The organism is Marinococcus halophilus (genome assembly GCF_900166605.1).
Taxonomy (GTDB): Bacteria; Bacillota; Bacilli; order Bacillales; family Marinococcaceae; genus Marinococcus; species Marinococcus halophilus.
In genome coordinates, this window is record NZ_FVZD01000006.1 from 1,676,691 (window position 1) to 1,694,028 (window position 17,338).

Annotated in this window: 21 protein-coding genes; 5 read left to right on the forward strand and 16 right to left on the reverse strand. The window is 49.3% G+C overall.

The window, feature by feature from the left end; all coding sequences use genetic code 11:
- The first annotated feature begins 84 nt into the window (after positions 1 to 84).
- The 3 genes from B5066_RS14515 to serA all read left to right on the forward strand — a co-directional run bounded on the left by B5066_RS14515 (position 85) and on the right by serA (position 2,818).
- The gene (locus B5066_RS14515) at positions 85 to 333 is read left to right on the forward strand and encodes a ferredoxin (protein ID WP_079476616.1); all 249 of its coding nucleotides are present in this window, start codon (positions 85 to 87) and stop codon (positions 331 to 333) included.
- Positions 334 to 455: 122 nt separating this feature from the next.
- The gene (locus B5066_RS14520; RefSeq protein WP_079476617.1) at positions 456 to 947 is read left to right on the forward strand and encodes an inorganic diphosphatase; all 492 of its coding nucleotides are present in this window, start codon (positions 456 to 458) and stop codon (positions 945 to 947) included.
- 254 nt (positions 948 to 1,201) lie between these two features.
- A complete protein-coding gene (gene serA, locus B5066_RS14525; RefSeq protein ID WP_233133227.1) occupies positions 1,202 to 2,818 on the forward strand; it encodes a phosphoglycerate dehydrogenase in 1,617 nt (538 codons plus the stop codon).
- Between the two features lie 38 nt (positions 2,819 to 2,856).
- On the opposite strand, the gene B5066_RS14530 is transcribed toward serA, so the two are convergent.
- From B5066_RS14530 to B5066_RS14575, 10 genes are all read right to left on the reverse strand, one after another.
- Positions 2,857 to 3,345 (reverse strand): GNAT family N-acetyltransferase, encoded by a 489-nt coding sequence (locus B5066_RS14530; protein ID WP_079476618.1) that lies wholly within the window; start codon positions 3,343 to 3,345, stop codon positions 2,857 to 2,859.
- Positions 3,346 to 3,426: 81 nt separating this feature from the next.
- Positions 3,427 to 3,861 carry a hypothetical protein gene (locus B5066_RS14535; protein WP_079476619.1) on the reverse strand — a complete coding sequence of 145 codons (435 nt, stop codon included), beginning with the start codon at positions 3,859 to 3,861 and terminating at the stop codon, positions 3,427 to 3,429.
- Positions 3,858 to 4,445 (reverse strand): cob(I)yrinic acid a,c-diamide adenosyltransferase, encoded by a 588-nt coding sequence (locus tag B5066_RS14540; protein ID WP_079476620.1) that lies wholly within the window; start codon positions 4,443 to 4,445, stop codon positions 3,858 to 3,860. Before B5066_RS14540 ends, B5066_RS14535 begins: the two co-directional genes overlap by 4 nt.
- 14 nt (positions 4,446 to 4,459) lie before the next feature.
- Complete coding sequence (locus B5066_RS14545; protein WP_079476621.1) at positions 4,460 to 5,788, reverse strand: ABC transporter ATP-binding protein; 1,329 nt, start codon at positions 5,786 to 5,788, stop codon at positions 4,460 to 4,462.
- Positions 5,788 to 6,834 carry a FecCD family ABC transporter permease gene (locus B5066_RS14550; protein ID WP_079476622.1) on the reverse strand — a complete coding sequence of 349 codons (1,047 nt, stop codon included), beginning with the start codon at positions 6,832 to 6,834 and terminating at the stop codon, positions 5,788 to 5,790. Before B5066_RS14550 ends, B5066_RS14545 begins: the two co-directional genes overlap by 1 nt.
- Positions 6,815 to 7,750 (reverse strand): ABC transporter substrate-binding protein, encoded by a 936-nt coding sequence (locus B5066_RS14555; RefSeq protein WP_179124128.1) that lies wholly within the window; start codon positions 7,748 to 7,750, stop codon positions 6,815 to 6,817. The genes B5066_RS14550 and B5066_RS14555 overlap by 20 nt, the downstream gene beginning before the upstream one ends.
- A gap of 19 nt (positions 7,751 to 7,769) precedes the next feature.
- Positions 7,770 to 8,504 (reverse strand): class I SAM-dependent methyltransferase, encoded by a 735-nt coding sequence (locus B5066_RS14560; RefSeq protein WP_079476624.1) that lies wholly within the window; start codon positions 8,502 to 8,504, stop codon positions 7,770 to 7,772.
- A gap of 21 nt (positions 8,505 to 8,525) precedes the next feature.
- Positions 8,526 to 10,271, reverse strand: a complete 1,746-nt coding sequence (locus B5066_RS14565) for an ATP-binding protein (protein WP_079476625.1) — start codon at positions 10,269 to 10,271, stop codon at positions 8,526 to 8,528.
- The gene (locus B5066_RS14570) at positions 10,268 to 10,987 is read right to left on the reverse strand and encodes a response regulator transcription factor (RefSeq protein WP_079476626.1); all 720 of its coding nucleotides are present in this window, start codon (positions 10,985 to 10,987) and stop codon (positions 10,268 to 10,270) included. Before B5066_RS14570 ends, B5066_RS14565 begins: the two co-directional genes overlap by 4 nt.
- 92 nt (positions 10,988 to 11,079) lie before the next feature.
- Positions 11,080 to 11,793 (reverse strand): pseudouridine synthase, encoded by a 714-nt coding sequence (locus B5066_RS14575; protein WP_079476627.1) that lies wholly within the window; start codon positions 11,791 to 11,793, stop codon positions 11,080 to 11,082.
- A gap of 80 nt (positions 11,794 to 11,873) precedes the next feature.
- Between B5066_RS14575 and B5066_RS14580 the strand changes: the two genes are divergently transcribed.
- Complete coding sequence (locus B5066_RS14580) at positions 11,874 to 12,401, forward strand: hypothetical protein (protein ID WP_079476628.1); 528 nt, start codon at positions 11,874 to 11,876, stop codon at positions 12,399 to 12,401.
- On the opposite strand, the gene scpB is transcribed toward B5066_RS14580, so the two are convergent.
- Together scpB and B5066_RS14590 are read right to left on the reverse strand one after the other, a co-directional pair.
- The gene (scpB, locus tag B5066_RS14585) at positions 12,386 to 12,958 is read right to left on the reverse strand and encodes an SMC-Scp complex subunit ScpB (RefSeq protein WP_079476629.1); all 573 of its coding nucleotides are present in this window, start codon (positions 12,956 to 12,958) and stop codon (positions 12,386 to 12,388) included. The genes B5066_RS14580 and scpB overlap by 16 nt on opposite strands.
- Positions 12,955 to 13,695 carry a segregation/condensation protein A gene (locus tag B5066_RS14590; protein WP_079476630.1) on the reverse strand — a complete coding sequence of 247 codons (741 nt, stop codon included), beginning with the start codon at positions 13,693 to 13,695 and terminating at the stop codon, positions 12,955 to 12,957. The genes scpB and B5066_RS14590 overlap by 4 nt, the downstream gene beginning before the upstream one ends.
- Before the next feature lie 134 nt (positions 13,696 to 13,829).
- On the opposite strand from B5066_RS14590, the gene B5066_RS14595 reads away from it, so the two are divergent.
- Positions 13,830 to 14,360, forward strand: coding sequence for a DUF309 domain-containing protein (locus B5066_RS14595; protein WP_079476631.1), 531 nt, complete (start codon positions 13,830 to 13,832; stop codon positions 14,358 to 14,360).
- 54 nt (positions 14,361 to 14,414) lie between these two features.
- On the opposite strand, the gene B5066_RS14600 is transcribed toward B5066_RS14595, so the two are convergent.
- From B5066_RS14600 to B5066_RS14615, 4 genes are all read right to left on the reverse strand, one after another.
- Entirely contained in the window at positions 14,415 to 14,792 is a 378-nt protein-coding gene (locus B5066_RS14600; protein ID WP_079476632.1) for a GNAT family N-acetyltransferase, read from the reverse strand.
- Positions 14,793 to 15,011: 219 nt separating this feature from the next.
- Entirely contained in the window at positions 15,012 to 15,485 is a 474-nt protein-coding gene (gene ribH / locus B5066_RS14605; RefSeq protein WP_079476633.1) for a 6,7-dimethyl-8-ribityllumazine synthase, read from the reverse strand.
- 12 nt (positions 15,486 to 15,497) lie between these two features.
- Positions 15,498 to 16,706 (reverse strand): bifunctional 3,4-dihydroxy-2-butanone-4-phosphate synthase/GTP cyclohydrolase II, encoded by a 1,209-nt coding sequence (locus B5066_RS14610; protein ID WP_079476634.1) that lies wholly within the window; start codon positions 16,704 to 16,706, stop codon positions 15,498 to 15,500.
- A 30-nt stretch (positions 16,707 to 16,736) separates the two neighbouring features.
- Complete coding sequence (locus B5066_RS14615) at positions 16,737 to 17,336, reverse strand: riboflavin synthase (protein ID WP_079476635.1); 600 nt, start codon at positions 17,334 to 17,336, stop codon at positions 16,737 to 16,739.
- Positions 17,337 to 17,338: the final 2 nt, after the last annotated feature.

Consider the following 17,338-nt stretch of genomic DNA (forward strand, 5'->3'; position numbering starts at 1 on the left):
AAATACAATATGGAATAGACCTTACGACGCTCTTCATACAAGCGTATAAGTTATATAGATTTTTTATGACATGGAGGGACATAGATGGCGAAATACACCATTGTTGATAAAGATACATGTATCGCCTGCGGTGCCTGCGGGGCAGCCGCTCCCGATATTTTCGATTACGACGAGGAAGGCCTGGCCGAAAATATTGTCGATGACAATCAGGGGACAGAGAGCATTCCAGAGGACCTCGAGGAAGATATGATTGACGCTTTTGAAGGATGCCCGACCGATTCCATTAAAGTTGCAGAGGAACCGTTTTCCGGGAACCCTTTCAAGTTCGAATAAGCACTGTGCCCCCAGGCTGCTGGGGGTTTTTTTACAGATTCTGTTCCCCGCCTTTCTTCCGTGTTTCATTCCTGCTATAATGCAGAAGATGTTTACTATACATATTGAAGGAGGAGATTGCCTTGGCAGAAAACAAAGAAGTGGAAGTACTTATTGAAATTCCGACAGGCAGCCAGAACAAATACGAATATGATAAAGACAAAGGGGTCTTTAAACTCGACCGCGTGCTTTTCTCCCCAATGTTTTACCCGGCAGAATATGGCTATATTGATGATACTCTTGCACTCGACGGCGATCCGCTTGACGTACTCGTTCTCGTTACTAACCCAACATTCCCAGGCTGCGTTATCGACGCCCGGGTTATCGGTTACTTAAACATGCTTGACGACGGCGATGAAGACCAGAAGCTTCTGGCTGTGCCAACAGAGGATCCTCGTTTTGAAGGTGTTACTACGCTTGATGATGTGCCTCAGCACAAGCTCGATGAAATCTCCCACTTTTTCCAGACGTACAAGGAACTTGAAAAGAAAACAACTAAAATCGGCGGCTGGGAAAACGAAGCAGAAGCGGCCAAGCTTGTGCAGGAATCCATCGATCGTTATAACAATCAGTAATTATTAAGCAGGCCGGCAGCGGGATACTTTTCTGCTGCCGCCAGTTTTTATACATGCGTGTAATTGAAGAGGCTGAACCCCAGTCTCTTTTCGTATTTTCAGCCGCGCCAGGTAAATTGACACTTATACTGGAGTATGATAAAGTACTTCCCAACTACGCATAGACATTTGTCCTCCAGAGATATACATTTGGACATTTAAGTAAAATCGTTAACGAACTTTTTGTGAATGAACGAACAAGGGAGTGGAGTAACATGCAGAAAACTATGAACGAAGAAGAAACAGTGACCAGCAATCAGACATTTCGTGTGCTTGTATCCGATTCAATGAGCAGCGAGGGGCTTGCCCCGCTGCTTGAAAGCGATCAGGTGCAGTGTGTCCAGCAGCACGTAGACGATGCAGAGGACCCCGGTTCCTTTGACGCTCTTTTGGTCCGAAGCGGCACCACCGTTACGGCGGAAGTGATGGATTCCATGCCGAACCTTCGCATCGTTGCCCGTGCCGGCGTTGGGGTGGATAATATTGATATCGATGCAGCTACTAAAAGAGGAATTGTGGTAATTAATGCTCCCGACGGCAATACGATCTCCACAGCCGAGCATACATTCGCAATGATGGCTTCACTCGCCCGGAAAATTCCCCAGGCAAATGCTTCACTTAAATCCGGTGAATGGAACCGTAAGGGTTTCCAGGGTACAGAGCTTCGCGGTAAGACACTCGGTATTGTAGGCTTTGGCCGCATCGGCTCGGAACTTTCTAAACGGGCGCAGAGCTTTGAAATGAGCGTTATCGTGTATGATCCATTTCTCACAAAGGAACGGGCAAATGAAATGGGAGTTGATCTCCGGGACTTTGAAGAACTGCTCGGAGAGGCGGATGTCATTACCGTACATACGCCGCTCACCAAGGATACAAAAGGCATGCTCGGCCACGAGAACCTCGGCAAAACAAAGCCTGGTGTCATGCTTCTAAACTGCGCCCGCGGCGGTATTATCGATGAAGAAGCACTCGCTCATTACCTTGAATCCGGCCACGTAGCAGGCGCGGCGCTCGATGTTTATGAAGAAGAACCAGCGAACGAAAATCCGCTCGTCGCATTCGATCAGGTTGTCAGCACACCACACATTGCTGCTTCTACAAAAGAAGCCCAGCTAAATGTCGCTTCCCAGGTATCTGATGAAGTGCTTCAATTTCTGCAGGGGCTCCCTGCCTTAAACTCCATTAATCTCCCGACAATGTCAAAAGAAAAGTTCGAAGCTATACGTCCATACTATGAATTTGCCCGCCGCATGGGCAATATTATGTCCCAGAGTGTAAAAACGCCTGTCCAAGAGTTGAACGTGCGCTACAGTGGCAACGTAACGGATCTGGAAACGTCTATTCTAACCCGTTCCCTGCTGGCCGGCTTTCTACAGAGCCGCATTGACGCACCGGTCAACGATGTGAATGCCTCCACGATCGCCAGGGAACGGGGCATTGACTACGGCGAACAGTTCGGCTCCCAGTCGCTGGGTTATTCCAACCTGATTAAGGCTACCGTCGAAGGGGAAGGCCGTTCGTTTGCCTTGTACGGCACATACGTAAAGGAATACGGTCCGCGCATTGTGCGCATTAATGACTTTAACGTCGACTTCTACCCAACCGGTCACCTCATTTATATCCAGCATACGGATAAGCCAGGGGTTATTGGTAAAATGGGCCAAATTCTCGGACGCCATCAGATTAACATCGCCACCATGCAGGTGGGGCGCCGGGAGGAAGGCGGCGAAGCTATCATGATGCTCGCCGTTGACCGTGAAGCCAACCAGGATGTTGTAAAAGACTTAACATCCATTGAAGAAATTTCTCTGGCCGATACCATTGAGCTATAGCAATAGTACAAAAGACGTGCCTGCGGGGGCGTCTTTTTTTATGTGCCTTGCCTTCCCTGCCTTTTATCCTTTTTTAAATAAATATCAAAATGATAGCCGTCCTCCCGCTCGCCCATTGATTCATATAGTGCCACGGCTGGCGCATCCTCCTGGTCAGCCTGAATGAAAACAGCGGATGCATCAAGGTTTTTAGCTTCTTCCAGTAGAAACCCTAATAGGTTCGTCGCAATTTTCCGTCTGCGGAATTTAACATCTACGGCGAGGTCATAAACGTAGATTTCACACGTTTCCTCTTCCAGCTTGTTCATGACGTAGGCCGTGAGACCGGCCACCACCTGTTCGCCCAGGACAGCTGTACAAATGATCGTATTCTCGTTTGAGAGCTGCTTTAAAAGGTACGCCTCCGAAGGTTTATTTCCCGTATACATCTCTTCTTCTTCAAATACTTCTGCGTAAAGCTCGTTTAGTTTCCTCATTTGTTTCAGACTGTTCTCATTGTTCTTTAAACGTTGATAAATGATCAACATAAGAAAATACCTCCCAGAACAAGTCCTTTTGCGTTAATGATAGCAAAAAGGACGGGCCGCAGCCCGCCATTTTTAGCTTTTTCATGATTTCGGCCACAAATAGCCAAGCAGCTCATTAAGCTGTTTCTCACGGTTTTCTTTCAAATAGTCATCGCCTCTCCGGGTAATAAACGCATGCTTTCCGTCCTTTTGAATCCACTGCTTTTGCATGGCCATCTGCTCTAAAAAGCAGTAGATAAAAATATTTTTCGTTTTTGTATGCTTGCCGTGCCTTTCTAATCTTAAAGACTTCTCCATGACTTTCCAGAAGCGCCGGTGGATATGACCGTCCTCATCGAGCCGGATACGTTCGTGAACCCTTATTCGGATCAGAAAAAACAAACATGCCTCCAGCAGCCAGTTATCCCGTGCTACAGATCCGGACTGCTCGTTCAGCCAGCGGAGCAGTCCGACATCAATGAAAATATCCTCTCCACTCAGCTGGGTTTGAATAGTCCGGGCCGAAAGCTGCTTCATTGCTTGTTCTCCCTCTCCTTCTCAGTAGTGAATACCTTCGCACTTCGTTCATATTCAACATCTGTTTTTCCTGCGCGGCTATTGGCAATTCTTGCGGCACTAAACAAGTAGTCCGACAGACGGTTCACATACATAAGAACCGGGACGGGGACATCTTCATTTTCTCCTGCCCGCACAAGCTCCCGCTCGGCCCGCCGGCATACAGTGCGGGCAAGGTGAAGCTCTGCTGACAACGGCGTTCCGCCCGGAAGAATAAATTTTTGCAGTGGCGGCGCTTCTTCCGTGTACTCATCAATTCGGTTTTCAAGCCATACCACGGTGGAATTATCAACTTTGCGTACCGCCTCTGCCCTTATGTCAGCGACATCACTGCCACAGTCAAATAATTCATGCTGAATACGCTCAAGATCTGTCTGCAGATCCCTCCCGCTTTTTTCCTCCGCCGCCAACAATGCCGCTTTACCAATCAATGCGTTTACTTCTTCAAAGCTTCCAAACGCTTCAATCCGTGCATCACCTTTGTTTCTTTTTCCGCCCACCACGGAGGTATCACCGCGGTCTCCCTGCCTCGTGTACAGCTTCATGTTTTTCACCCTTTCTATCCGGAATCCGAATTGTAGTCATCTAACAATGATTCTATCAATTCTCCGATGTGAAGGTAGTGCCAATGTAACTGTTCTTCCGAAAATGTTTCATTCTTTTTTACTGGTGCTGTCACCATGATCTCTTCCAGCGCCCGGAGGGAAAGCCCGGTATTTGTATGGTAATACATCCATTCAAATGCTTTCCGCTGTATGTACAGCTGCAAGGCTGAAATTTCCTGGGCCGGCCACCCTTCTGCCATATGGAGCCACAAAAAGCACGACCGCCCAGCCCCAAACACAGCCTCCCGGGGGCCTGAGCTTTTTTTCCATATGCGCATCCCCGGCGAAAAGTGAATGATGTGAGCTGACCGCCTCCTCAGTCCATCCTCGAAAATATGCAGATCTCCATTTATTTTATCCACTGATAACACGGTGCCGTAAACCAGCTTTTTTAACGAAGGAGCATACACATTTAATGTTACGCTCGAAACCGCCTGGCATTGATCCGGTGTTTCCGACCATGACAGCGGGACATTCAAAATATTGTCTTCCTGCTTGGGAGGGCGCCAGTACACGGCTGGTGCTTTTATTTCATGCTGCAGACTGACACGAATATCAGCCTGGTACACTTCCGAAAGCCGGCGTTCGTCAAAAACAGCCGCCGGTTCATCGAACGCTTCCACCCTGCCCTCCGAGAGCATCAACACCCGGTCGCAGTAAAGAGCGGCCGCCTGAATATCGTGCATCACAACTATCACAGTTCGGTTTTGTTCCGAAGCCCAGCTGCGGATGTAATTCAACAGCTCAATACGATAGTGAATATCCAGATGGTTGGTCGGCTCATCGAGCAGAAGACATTCCGGTTCCTGTGCCAGCAGTCTTGCGAGCAGTACCCGCTGTTTTTCTCCCCCGCTTAATGCGTGGAACGAATGGAATCTTTTGGTCCAGACGTGCATTTGTCGCATAGCATTCTGAATCACTTGTTCATCTTTTTTATTATTTGCTGCCGGCCACCAGCTTTTTTGATAGGCGTATCTTCCCATTTCTACGACCTGGCGGGCCGAATAGGCCGCCGCTAATTCATCAAACTGCGGCAGGTAGGCGACAGTTTTAGCTCGTTCGGAAGAAGTGAACGAGTTCAAAGGTTTATCTTTATACTGAATACTTCCCGACCATGCCTCATGCAGGCCGGCCATCACGCGGAGCAGTGTGGACTTTCCACTGCCGTTCGGACCGACAACGCCAACCATTTCTCCCGCCCCGGCCATAAAGGAAACCCGGTCGACTACCGTGCTGCTTTTCCCGTAACCTGCAGTTATATTTTCGACTTGAACTTCCGACATTACTGCCACCGCCTTCTTCGCTGATGAAATAGGAGCAGTGCAAACACAGGCGCCCCGGCCAGTGCCGTAATCACCCCGACAGGCACCTCCACCGGAGCAGCAACTGTGCGTGCAATTAAATCCGCAAGCATTAAAAAAACTGCCCCGCCACCAAAGGATAATGGCAGCAGATGTTTATGGTCCGGGCCCCACAAAAGCCGGATCATATGCGGAATCACAAGTCCTACAAACCCAATGGTACCTGAAACAGCAACCGCTCCGCCTGTCAGTACTGACGTGCCGGCGAGAAGCAGCATCCTTGTCCTCGGTACATTCACCCCTACCGAGGAAGCGCTGTCCTCGCCAAACGCAAATGCATTAAGGGCGCGCGCCTGTGAAAGCAGCAGCAGTGCTCCTGCCAGAAGGCACGGAACGATCAGCCTAAGATAATCCCATCCTCTGCGGCTCACGCTCCCAAGAAGCCACTGAATAATCTGCCGGAGTTCTTCTCCGCTGAACGCAATCAATAAAGACATAAATGCGCTGAGAAATGAGGTGATAATAATACCAGCAAGAATCATGGTCTCGGTCCGCACGGTGCGTTCCACAGAATAAACAAAAAGCAACAGAACAGCAAGCGTCAAAAAACCGCAGATAATACTCACCACCGGCAGCGTAAAGCTGCCAAGCAAAGGCAGCTGCCAGCCAAAATACAATACGGCGACCGCTCCGAGCGAAGAGCCTGAGGACACACCAAGCGTGTAAGGATCGGCAAGCGGGTTTCGAAGCAGTCCCTGAAAGACAGCCCCGGCGAGTCCCAGCGCCCCTCCTACCGCTGCCGCCAGGAGTACACGCGGCAGCCGCACCTCCTGAATAATCGCTTCAGCGCCAGCCGTTGTTTCAAGTGAAAAAGGGAGAAACGGAAATACCTGGACTAACACCGCTTTGGTGCTTATAGAAAGAGGCACCGCTACACTCCCCATCGAAACAGCGAGAAGAAGCACCCCGGTAAATGCTCCGACCATTAGGAGATAGGCACTTGTGTAATTATTTTTCAGCCATCGCATCCGGATGAATTCTTTCCGCCATTTCCTCCAGCCCCTCAGTAAGACGCGGGCCCGGGCGGCTCACTTTATCGCTGCTCAATGCGTATACTTCGTCGTTTTCTACTGCAGGAACAGTCTCCCAGCCTTCTCTTGAACCAATCATTTCCAGCGGTTCTTTCTCTGTAGGGTACGTCGTTAAAATGACATCTGGAGAGGCATCAATAATTTCTTCTTCGCTCACCATCGACCAGCCTTCCAATTCGCTGGCAGCATTTTCTGCATGAACCGCCGACAGCATTTCATCAATAAACGTTCCGCTCCCCGCGGTATACAGGTCAGGAGATGCACCTACTTCCACATACACCTCCTGGCTGGATTCTGCTTCTTCGGTCGCCTTTTTTACATCTGATACGTCTTTCTTCATTTCACCGATGACTTCCTTGGCTTCTTCTTCCTCTCCGATAGCGGTGCCAATTAATTCGATGCTGTCGTACACAGCGTCAAATGACTGGGCGTCCGGTACGGTAATGACTGGAATACCCGCTTCCTCCACCTGGGATAGAGAATCTTCAATGCCGGAGGAAGCGTGTGCGAGCACCATATCCGGATCCATGGCAATAACCTCTTCAATATTTGGCTCAAGACCCGAACCTACGCTTTCGATGTCTGTCACTTCCTCCGGATATGTATCCGCGTCGGTTCTTGCTTCGATTTTGTTGAGTGCTCCCAGCTCATAAACAATTTCTGTATTGCTCGGCATCAAACTGACAATCTCGTCCGGCGCCTCGTCAAGTGTGATTGTTTCCCCGGAAGCATCCGTAACTTCAATGGCCTCTGTGTTTTCATTACTGCTGCCGTCGTTACCGCTTTCCCCATCAGTGCTGCAGGCAGCAAGTGTCCCTGCTGCCGGTATTATCATCAGTGCTTTAATTTTCATCCATGTTCTTCCTTCCTGCTTATTGTTCTGCAAGCTGGGCGATAAATATCTGCCTCGGGGAAGTTTGGAGTTGAAAAGGAGAAGCATCATAATCGCCGTAAAACGCATGAATCTGCAGGCCGTGCGCTTCCATCATGCTTCGCAGCTGGCTTTCCTGATACATTTTCACTTTCTCCATATATCTTCTGGTGGAATCCCCTTCTACAATACTGATTCGCTTTACGATAAATTCATCCTGGATGCTCCGCTCCTGATAAATTTTCAGCCCATCTTTCACCGTTTCATCCCGGGGGACGATATGCTGCTTGATATACTCGGGGTTCAGGTAATCAAAAACAAACCAGCCACCCGGCTTTAATGCAGAAGCCGCCTGTTGAAATATTAATTCATTTTCTTCGTCGTCCGGGAAATAACCAAAGCTTGTAAATAAATTAAAAGCCAGGTCATATTCCTTCCTAATATGCACGTTGCGGATATCCCCCCGCTGGTACTGCACCGGCAGCCCGTTCGTCAGCTCAATTGCTTTTTTCAGCAGCGCCGGCGACAGATCGATGCCGGTAACATCTACACCTTTTCTCGCCAGCCAACGCGCATGGCGTCCATTGCCGCAGCATAAATCAATAGCTTTCGCACCGGGAGTGAGCGGAATTTTTTCCATCAACGCTGTCAGTTCACTGGCTGCTTTTGTTTCATCACGGTGGTCGTACACTCGCAAATAATCTTCCTGAAAGTGTTCTTCGTACCAAGCTTTCATGCTTAACCGCTCCTCTGGTCTTTACTTATTCGGCAGATCAATATAAAATGTCGTCCCTTTTTCCTGCTCACTTTCTGCTACAATGGCGCCCTGATGGGCATCGACAATATTTTTGACAATGGCAAGGCCGAGTCCGGTGCCGCCCTTACCCCGTGTTCTCGCTTTATCCGCTTTATAAAAGCGTTCAAACACATAAGGCAGATCTTCTTTCGATATACCGCTGCCTGTATCGCTGACTTCCATATGCAGTGATTCGCCGTTTACAGCCCGGATAGTGATGGCTCCCCCTGCCTCTGTATGGCGTATCGCATTATGGACCAGGTTTGTTAGAATCTGCTCTACCCGGTCAACATCAATATAGGCGTATTTTTCCGGGGCGTGCAGGTCCAGAACAAGCTGTACCTCAGATTCTTCGGCAAGTCCCTGGAATTTCCGCTCCACCCGCTGAAAGAAGGAGGTAACCTCCTCCTCTTCTTTTTCAAGCTTCAGGTACCCGGCCTCCATCCGGGCAAGGTCAAGCAGTTCATTCACCAGGCGCCCCATCCGCAGCGATTCATCATAAATGATGCGCCCAATCTCTTTCTTCTCTTCCTCTGACGCTGCGATATCATCTACAATTGCTTCACTGTAGCCCTGGAGCATGCTGATGGGTGTCCTCAACTCGTGGGAGACATTGGCAATAAAGTCCTTGCGCAGCTTATCGTGCCGGCGTTCTTCTGTCATGTCCCTGACTACAGCTACTGCCCCGCGCACATCCTCGTTTCCGTAAAGCGGGGTGACAAGCACGGCAAAACTCCGGCCCTGCACCTCGAACTCATCAAGCTGCTCCATTTCTGTCTCTACCGCTTTTTCAAACAGACTCGTCAGTTCGACTGGAATGGCACGAGCTTCCTGCTTCTCTTCGAGCCGATTTAAACGAATGAAATAGTCCGCCGGAGGATTGGTTAATACCATAGTTCCTCCCCGGTCAAACGTGATTACGCCATCAGCCATACTGTGCAAAATGCGGCTGAGCTGCTCTTTCTCCTGATTCAAGGCTGTCAGATTCTGCGACAGCTCCCGGCGCATCCGGTTAAAGGCGTTACCGAGCTGCCCGATTTCATCGTTGCTGACTACAGGAACCTTGGATTCAAAGTCTCCCTTGAGCACATTGAGAGCGAGCTCCCTCATTTTCCGAAGCGGGGCTGTGATACGTGTGCTCAGAAAAAACGCAAAAACGGTCGTTAAAATAATAGCAATGCCGGCCGAAAGCAGGATAATCTGCTTTGTTTCCCCCGTCGTTTCTTCAATAACCGAGAGCGACTGATACACATACACTTCGCCCTCCCGGCCATCGCTTGTCGTAAACGGCTCACCCACAACAAAAATTTCGTCTTCGCCGCTGTCGGTGGAAAAGGTGTCGTGAACCGTCACCTGCTCCCTTGCTCCAGAGACACTGCCAAGCTCACTGCTATCCTGAATATCCGAAGCCGCCAGCCCTTCTCCTTCTCCTGAGCCGTACCAGAGATTATCATCGATAAATACCATCACTTCGGAATTATATGTGCCGGCAATTTGATCAATGACTGGCTGCGAACTTTCCGGGGAATTCTCTTCCTGCAGCGATGTAGCAATAATCTCAGCATTGTTGGTTAACTGGGTTTCCGCTTCCGAAATATTAAACTGTTCGAAAAACTGAAGCAGCAGGATGGTAAGAATTAGCAGCACCACTGTTAAGAGTCCCAGTATCGTCAGCCAAAGTTTTCCGACGACGCTGCGCCAGATCATTGCTTCTGTTCCACCTCGAACTTATATCCAACGCCCCAGACCGTCGCGATCATGTCTGCGGCATCTTCAGAAACCTTATTCAGTTTTTCACGCAGACGCTTCACATGGGTGTCCACCGTTCGAAGGTCTCCAAAGAAATCATATTTCCATACGTCTTTCAGAAGCTGCTCCCGCGAAAATACTTTGTCCGGAGATTGGGCCAGGTACAGCAACAGCTCATATTCCTTCGGTGTGAGGCCGATAATTTTATTATCCACTGTTACCCGGTGGGCATCATTATCAATAGTTAAATGCGGGAAAACCAGCACTTCATTGGCAGAAGCTTCCGGCTTCATATATTTGGTGGAAGAAGAGCGCCGCAGCAGTGCTTTTACACGCAGCGTCACTTCACGCGGACTGAATGGCTTAACGATATAATCGTCTGCCCCTACTTCAAACCCCTGCACCCGGTTGGACTCTTCTCCTTTAGCCGTCAGCATAATCACCGGGGTCGCTTTCGTTTCGCGCAGCTGTTCACATACTTCCTCGCCGTCCATGCCAGGAAGCATTAAATCGAGCAGGATGACGTCGTAGTCCTTTTCCAAAGCCATCGCGAGGGCATCTTCCCCGTTTTCCGCTTCTTCGATCACAAAGTCTTCGCGTTCCAAGTACATTCGGATGAGCCGGCGGATCCTCGCTTCATCGTCTACGACTAGTATTGTTGTCTGCTGATCCATGAAATCCTCTCCTGTCTGCAAAGCTTATACATTCATTTTACCCACCGCCAGGTCAAGATTCCAAGCGGCAGAACTGAAACATTAATGAACTTTTAGGCCAGGTCTTTGAGCTGTTTGACTTCTTTTGGCTTCAGCGGGCGTGTCTCTCCCGGGTTCATTCCGAGCAGATCTAGCATGCCATAGCGTTCGCGCTTCAGTTTTTCTACCGGATGACCGATTTTTTCAAACATACGGCGAATCTGATGATTTCTTCCTTCATGAATAACAATTTCAATAATCGAGCTGTTGCCTTTTTTATTAGCCGACTTAACATTTACTTTCGCCGGAGCCGTTTTTACCCCATCAAGCTCAACGCCATGGCGAAGCAGCTGCAGCTTTTCTGCTGACGGCTTCCCGGTCACTTTCGCAATATACGTCTTTTTCACGTTACTTTTTGGGTGCATCATTTTATTGGCAAATTCACCGTCGTTGGTTAAAAGCAGCAGACCGGATGTATCATAATCCAGCCGGCCGACGGGAAAAATACGTGCTTTCACTTCCGGAAAGAAATCGGTAACCACTTTGCGGTTTTTATCATCTGCTACTGCCGAGATCACCTGCTTCGGCTTGTACAGCAAATAATACACTGGTTCTTCCTTCGTAAGAGGAATGCCGTCCACCTCCACTTGGTCATTCATACCAACTTTACTGCCGAGCTCTTTAACTGTTTTGCCGTTCACTTTCACCCGGCCATCGGTAATATAATCTTCTGCTTTTCTTCTTGAAGTGATGCCAGCCTGGGCAATCACTTTTTGTAGTCTTTCCATAAATGGGCCTCCTAGAGTTTCTTCTGCTTATTTTATTTTCTTCCTGCTTCCGCTACAATACGGAGAAAGGAGCGTTCCACATGACATTTCATTTTTTGATTCTTTATACAGCTTTGCTGCTTCTTGCCGGAACAGCTGTCGGCACCACTGCCCGTATTCGCCGCACAGGCAGGCGGCTCAGAGAGATAGAGCAGCGGGTAAGTCGTCTCGAAACCGAAACGGAATCCGCCCGGTCACAGGCCTATACTGCCTCCGTCGAGCAAGAGATCTACATCCAGTTTATGACGGTGAAAGACGCCTTGTTTCAACAGCTTAAATCTCCTCACCCCCGGGCTCTCCGAGAATCCGAACACGCGATACGGCTTTCAGGGGAACAGCTGAATATCGCTTTTTCTCCCAGCGAAGCGGAGAACCTGCGGCAGTTTTTTCAGCACTACCATCTGTATCTCAATACATACTGGAAGACGGGCGGGAATGGATGGAAAACCGTGTTTTTATCAAACGTACAAAACGGCGCTGACAGTTGGGAAACTGTCCACGCCGCCACGAAGTCGCTGTACCAGGAAGCAGAGCGCTTATCAGCGCTGTTTACTTATTCTTCATCTTGATACAGCTCCCGGAAAAACAAATCCGCCTGTTCTACTTGCTCTTCCTCTCCAAGCGGCGGCAGTTCCTCCAGGGTTTCGAGCCCAAAATACTCTAAAAAGCGGGTGGTCGTTATAAAAGACATTGGCCTTCCCGGCTTCTGTGTCCGTTCAAATTCTTTTACGAGCCCTTTGGTCAGCAGAGTCTGCAGCGCCCGGTCCGACTTCACTCCGCGCACCTGATCGATATCTGCTCGCAGCACCGGCTGATTGTAAGCAATAATCGCAAGTGTCTCGAGCGCCGCCTGACTGAGCGTCTGCCGGTTCTGCTGCTCACTGAAATGCTCAATCGCTCCGGCTGCTTCCGGCACCGTTGCAAAGAAAAACGTATTCTCTGCCTGAGTGATCTGCAGGCCGCCTTCCCGCTCTGCCCAATCTTCCTTTAAGGAGGTTAAGTATTCAAAGGCGGCCTCCGTTTCTATGCCCAGTGCTCCGGCGGCCTGTTTGGCTTGCAAACCCTCATCTCCACTAATATAAAGCAAGGCTTCGAGTGTGCCCTCAATCGTTCTTTCCCGTTTCATGCCTTCACCTTTTCTGCCTGTTGAATCGTTATATCATCAAAGTTATTCGCCTGCTCGCAGCGAATCTGTTTTTGTTTCATCAGCTCAAGCAGAGCGAGAAAAGTTACGACCATCTGAGGCCTGGTTCTCGTTTCTGCGAACAGCTGGTAAAATGAACAGCCTTCAAGTCGTTCGAGTTCTTCCATTACTTCCGTCATTCGCTCTTCTACCGAGTACTCATCTGCCCGGACGGTGGCCTGGGGCGGGTGGGCATTTTTCGCCCGTTCTTTCATTTTCTGGAATGCTGCAACCATGTCGTATACCGTCAGCCCATCTGGAAGACCTTCTTCCCTTGCATCATCGGTGCTCCATTCACTGAGCGGCTTTTTGTACACCTGCTGCTGTTCCTGCTCCCGGTGCTGCAGTTTTCCGGCTGCTTCTTTGTAGCGCTTGTATTCTTCAAGCTGCTCAATCAGCTGTTCTTTTGGATCTTCTTCCTCCATCCAGGTATCCTCGTCCACTGTCACAGGCAGTAAGGTCTGGCTTTTGATCTGCAGAAGCGTTGCGGCCATTACGAGATATTCTCCCGCTACGTCAAGCTCGAGCTCCTGCATAGTGCGCACGTACTGCAAATACTGATCCGTAATTGCAGCCAGCGGAATATCCTGGATATCCATCTCCGCCTGCTGGACAAAATGGAGCAGCACATCGAGCGGACCTTCAAATTGATCAATTTTTACTTTATACTGCTCGGACATAGTTCTCATCCTTCATCACTTGTTGAGTGCTGTTGCAAGTATATCATATCCGCTGTAAGCAGAGCATGCGTTTTCCCCGCCTGTTTTTGATACAATCAGTTTCATCAATAATTTTTAAAAGGAGAAATTACTGTATGTATCCGGACGCCTACATTCTATTTCTTGTCGAATTTCACTGCACCCGCGACTACTTTGAATGCCACGAAATACTCGAAGACCACTGGAAAGAAACCCCTTCCGGAAAACGCGATCCTGTATGGCCCGGCCTGATCCAGATCGCTGTCGGCCTGTATCACGAGCGGAGGGGAAATCTTACCGGCGCTTCAAAGTGTCTTCGGAACGCCTTCTCGATTCTCGAACCACTGCCTCTCCGGCTGCAGGAACTCGGGCTTGATGCTGAAAGACTGGCGCTTCGTATCCAGAAGCAGCTCGACCACCTCGGAGAGCCGTACCAGGACATGAATCTACCAATTATGGATTCCGGGCTAGAAGCCCAGTGCCAGCGTTTGTGTGAACAGAAAAATATGCGGTGGCTTCAGGCATCGCCGCTTGAAGATACGGACCTTGTACACAAACACGTGCTTCGGGACCGTTCGGATATCGTTCATGAACGCGACAAACAGCTCCGTATCCGGGCCAAGCAGCGCCGGAGCCGTCACCCATGATTCTCCCCTCTGTACCTTTCCATAAAAAAACCCGCCGTTTACCGGCGGGTAATATTAGTTCACTTCATTTTCAAGAATATCTTTTTGGTGTTCATCACATACCTGCAGGAACTGGACTGTTTCTTTACTGGCACTCAGGTCCTGATCGAGCCGCCCCCGGACAGCCTGTACCATTTTTTTGCCAATTCCTTCATCCCGATAGGATGGATTTACGCACACATGGCGAAGCTCTGCTGTGCCGTTTTCGGTATAGCGCAGACCAACGACGCCAACAATGTCATCTTCTTCTTTCCACATAAACAGCTGCCAGTCATCCATTTCTTCATACTGCTGGACTGTTTCCTGAAGCTTTTTCACATCTTTTTCTTCCGGCATGTACGAAAGAAGCCCCATCGCTATCTTTTTATAGGATTGTTTATACTTAATCAACATAGCCAATTATCCCTCTTTGTAATCAGAATTTCAGACAAATTTGTCTTCATTTCCATAATTTACGCAAACCGGTATCTAAATTCACCATTGACCATACACGCTTTTGGGCAGAAATGCAAGAGGAATATAGGTATTTATAACTGAAAGCCGCTCATCCCTGCTCATGCGCATGTACTCAATCACAAAAGAATCACACGGCTTTAAACCGTGTGATTCATTCTACTCCATACGGATATTTTTTGCAAGATTGGCCATTTCCACTGCACCCATAGCCGCTTCCGAGCCTTTGTTCCCGGCTTTCGTACCGGCCCGCTCGATCGCCTGCTCAATGGATTCAACAGTAATGATGCCATTGATTACCGGAAGCTGTTCCTGCAGGGAAACATTCGCGACTCCCTTGGCTGATTCACTGCTAACATAGTCAAAATGCGGCGTTGCACCGCGTATGACGGTCCCAATTGCCACAATAGCGTCGTATTTTTTCGTTTTGGCTGCCTGCTGGGCAGCGAAAGGAATTTCAAATGCCCCCGGCACCCAGATGATATCTATATCTTCTTCCTTCAGCCCACTGCGGGTAAGCGTACTTTCTGCTCCTTCGAGCAGCTGTTTGTTAATGAATTCATTAAACCGTGCTACGACGATCGCTATTTTTTGTCCACTGCCGTTTACGTTTCCTTCAATAGTATTTCCCATTGTATATTCCTCCTAAAAATGAAGCATGTGTCCCAATTTTTGAAACTTCGTGCGCATGTATTTCTCGTTTTCCTCCTGCAATGGCAGCTGTATCGCAATTCGCTGTGTCACTTCAAGGCCATAGCCGGAAATGCCCGTGATTTTTCTGGGATTGTTTGTAAGAAGCTTCATTTTGCCAACTCCAATATCCCGGAGCACCTGGGCACCGATCCCATATTCGCGCAGATCGTCCGGAAAGCCAAGTTTTTTGTTTGCTTCCACCGTATCGTAGCCGGCTTCCTGCAGTTCATATGCTTTCAATTTATTAATCAGGCCAATGCCGCGCCCTTCCTGGCGCATATAGAGCAGCACGCCTTTCCCCTCTTTTTCAATCTGCATCAAAGCTGCTTGCAGCTGCGGCCCGCAGTCACAGCGCTTCGAACCGAATACATCCCCGGTCAGGCATTCCGAATGCACCCTCACCAGCGTTTCTTCCTCCGGATCGATCTTCCCTTTCACCAGCGCCATCATTTCTTTACCATCAATAGACGAGGTGAAACCGAGCGCACGAAAATCACCGAATTCGGTCGGAAGACTCGTGTCCGCCTCCCGCTTCACTAATTTTTCACGATGGCGCCGGTAGCTGATTAAATCTTTAATCGTTACCATTTTTAAGCCGAACCGGTCGGCGATTTCGCGCAATTCCGGCACCCTGGCCATTTCCCCGTCTTCTCTCGTAATTTCACAAATCGTGCCTGAAGGCGTCTTTCCGGAAAGCCGAGCAAGGTCTATCGCAGCTTCCGTGTGGCCGGCCCGCTGCAGCACCCCGCCTTCCTTTGCTATCAGTGGAAACACATGGCCCGGACGCTGAAAATCTCCCGGTTCTGCGGTCTGGTTGGCCAGTTGCTGAATTGTCAGCGCACGCTCGGAAGCACTGATGCCGGTTTTGGAAGATACATGGTCAACGCTCACCGTAAAAGCAGTGCCGTGCGGATCGGTATTCTGATCAGCCATTGGCTGAAGCTGCAGGAGCTCCGCCTGCTCTTCTGTGATCGGCGTGCACACGAGGCCGCGACCGTGCGTAATCATAAAATTAATAGTTTGGGCATCAATATTTTCTGACAGGGCGACAAAGTCTCCTTCATTCTCCCGGTCTTCGTCATCACAAACGATCACCACCTGCCCGTTTCTCAGTTCGTCTATTGCTTCTTCAATGGGGTCAAACCAGCGTCGTTCCTCCATGGTATCGTTCCTACTTTCTTTGCAAAGGTTTTATTTTTCTGCAGTCAACAAACGTTCTGTATATTTAGCAAGCATATCGCATTCGATATTGACCAGATCACCGGCCTGTTTTGCCGACAGGTTGGTTACCTGCCAGGTATGCGGAATAATCGAAAGAGTAAATGTTTCTTTTTCATCATCCACCCCGAAAATCGTCAGGCTGATACCGTCGACCGTGACGGAGCCCTTATTGGTCATATAACGAAGCTGCTCCTTTGGTGTCTGGACATGAACATAAATCATGTTTTCTTCTTCTTCAATGGAAGCAATGGTTCCAGTGGCATCTACATGCCCCTGTACAAAATGCCCGCCAAACCGTCCACCGGCCTGCATCGCAAGCTCCAGGTTTACGCGCGTGCCTTCTTCCATATGCTTTAGGCTCGTATGCTTGAGCGTTTCAGCCATAACATCCACGTATACCCTCTGGCCTTTTTTAGCCGTGGCCGTCAGGCAGATGCCGTTCACCGCGATGCTGTCGCCAATCCGGATACTATTCATATCCAAATCACTCTCAAGCTCCAGCTGAATTAAATTTTCCTGTTGCGTCATTTTTGACACTGTTCCTGTCGCTTCTACAATTCCCGTAAACATGC

What these genes read in the sequence shown, in the direction of transcription:
- B5066_RS14515 (WP_079476616.1), top strand. Translation starts at nt 85, where the DNA reads ATGGCGAAATACACCATTGTTGATAAAGATACATGTATCGCCTGCGGT.
- serA (WP_233133227.1), top strand. Translation starts at nt 1,202, where the DNA reads ATGCAGAAAACTATGAACGAAGAAGAAACAGTGACCAGCAATCAGACA.
- B5066_RS14530 (WP_079476618.1), bottom strand. Translation starts at nt 3,345, where the DNA reads ATGTTGATCATTTATCAACGTTTAAAGAACAATGAGAACAGTCTGAAA.
- B5066_RS14535 (WP_079476619.1), bottom strand. Translation starts at nt 3,861, where the DNA reads ATGAAGCAGCTTTCGGCCCGGACTATTCAAACCCAGCTGAGTGGAGAG.
- B5066_RS14540 (WP_079476620.1), bottom strand. Translation starts at nt 4,445, where the DNA reads ATGAAGCTGTACACGAGGCAGGGAGACCGCGGTGATACCTCCGTGGTG.
- B5066_RS14545 (WP_079476621.1), bottom strand. Translation starts at nt 5,788, where the DNA reads ATGTCGGAAGTTCAAGTCGAAAATATAACTGCAGGTTACGGGAAAAGC.
- B5066_RS14550 (WP_079476622.1), bottom strand. Translation starts at nt 6,834, where the DNA reads ATGCGATGGCTGAAAAATAATTACACAAGTGCCTATCTCCTAATGGTC.
- B5066_RS14555 (WP_179124128.1), bottom strand. Translation starts at nt 7,750, where the DNA reads ATGAAAATTAAAGCACTGATGATAATACCGGCAGCAGGGACACTTGCT.
- B5066_RS14560 (WP_079476624.1), bottom strand. Translation starts at nt 8,504, where the DNA reads ATGAAAGCTTGGTACGAAGAACACTTTCAGGAAGATTATTTGCGAGTG.
- B5066_RS14565 (WP_079476625.1), bottom strand. Translation starts at nt 10,271, where the DNA reads ATGATCTGGCGCAGCGTCGTCGGAAAACTTTGGCTGACGATACTGGGA.
- B5066_RS14570 (WP_079476626.1), bottom strand. Translation starts at nt 10,987, where the DNA reads ATGGATCAGCAGACAACAATACTAGTCGTAGACGATGAAGCGAGGATC.
- B5066_RS14575 (WP_079476627.1), bottom strand. Translation starts at nt 11,793, where the DNA reads ATGGAAAGACTACAAAAAGTGATTGCCCAGGCTGGCATCACTTCAAGA.
- B5066_RS14580 (WP_079476628.1), top strand. Translation starts at nt 11,874, where the DNA reads ATGACATTTCATTTTTTGATTCTTTATACAGCTTTGCTGCTTCTTGCC.
- scpB (WP_079476629.1), bottom strand. Translation starts at nt 12,958, where the DNA reads ATGAAACGGGAAAGAACGATTGAGGGCACACTCGAAGCCTTGCTTTAT.
- B5066_RS14590 (WP_079476630.1), bottom strand. Translation starts at nt 13,695, where the DNA reads ATGTCCGAGCAGTATAAAGTAAAAATTGATCAATTTGAAGGTCCGCTC.
- B5066_RS14595 (WP_079476631.1), top strand. Translation starts at nt 13,830, where the DNA reads ATGTATCCGGACGCCTACATTCTATTTCTTGTCGAATTTCACTGCACC.
- B5066_RS14600 (WP_079476632.1), bottom strand. Translation starts at nt 14,792, where the DNA reads ATGTTGATTAAGTATAAACAATCCTATAAAAAGATAGCGATGGGGCTT.
- ribH (WP_079476633.1), bottom strand. Translation starts at nt 15,485, where the DNA reads ATGGGAAATACTATTGAAGGAAACGTAAACGGCAGTGGACAAAAAATA.
- B5066_RS14610 (WP_079476634.1), bottom strand. Translation starts at nt 16,706, where the DNA reads ATGGAGGAACGACGCTGGTTTGACCCCATTGAAGAAGCAATAGACGAA.
- B5066_RS14615 (WP_079476635.1), bottom strand. Translation starts at nt 17,336, where the DNA reads ATGTTTACGGGAATTGTAGAAGCGACAGGAACAGTGTCAAAAATGACG.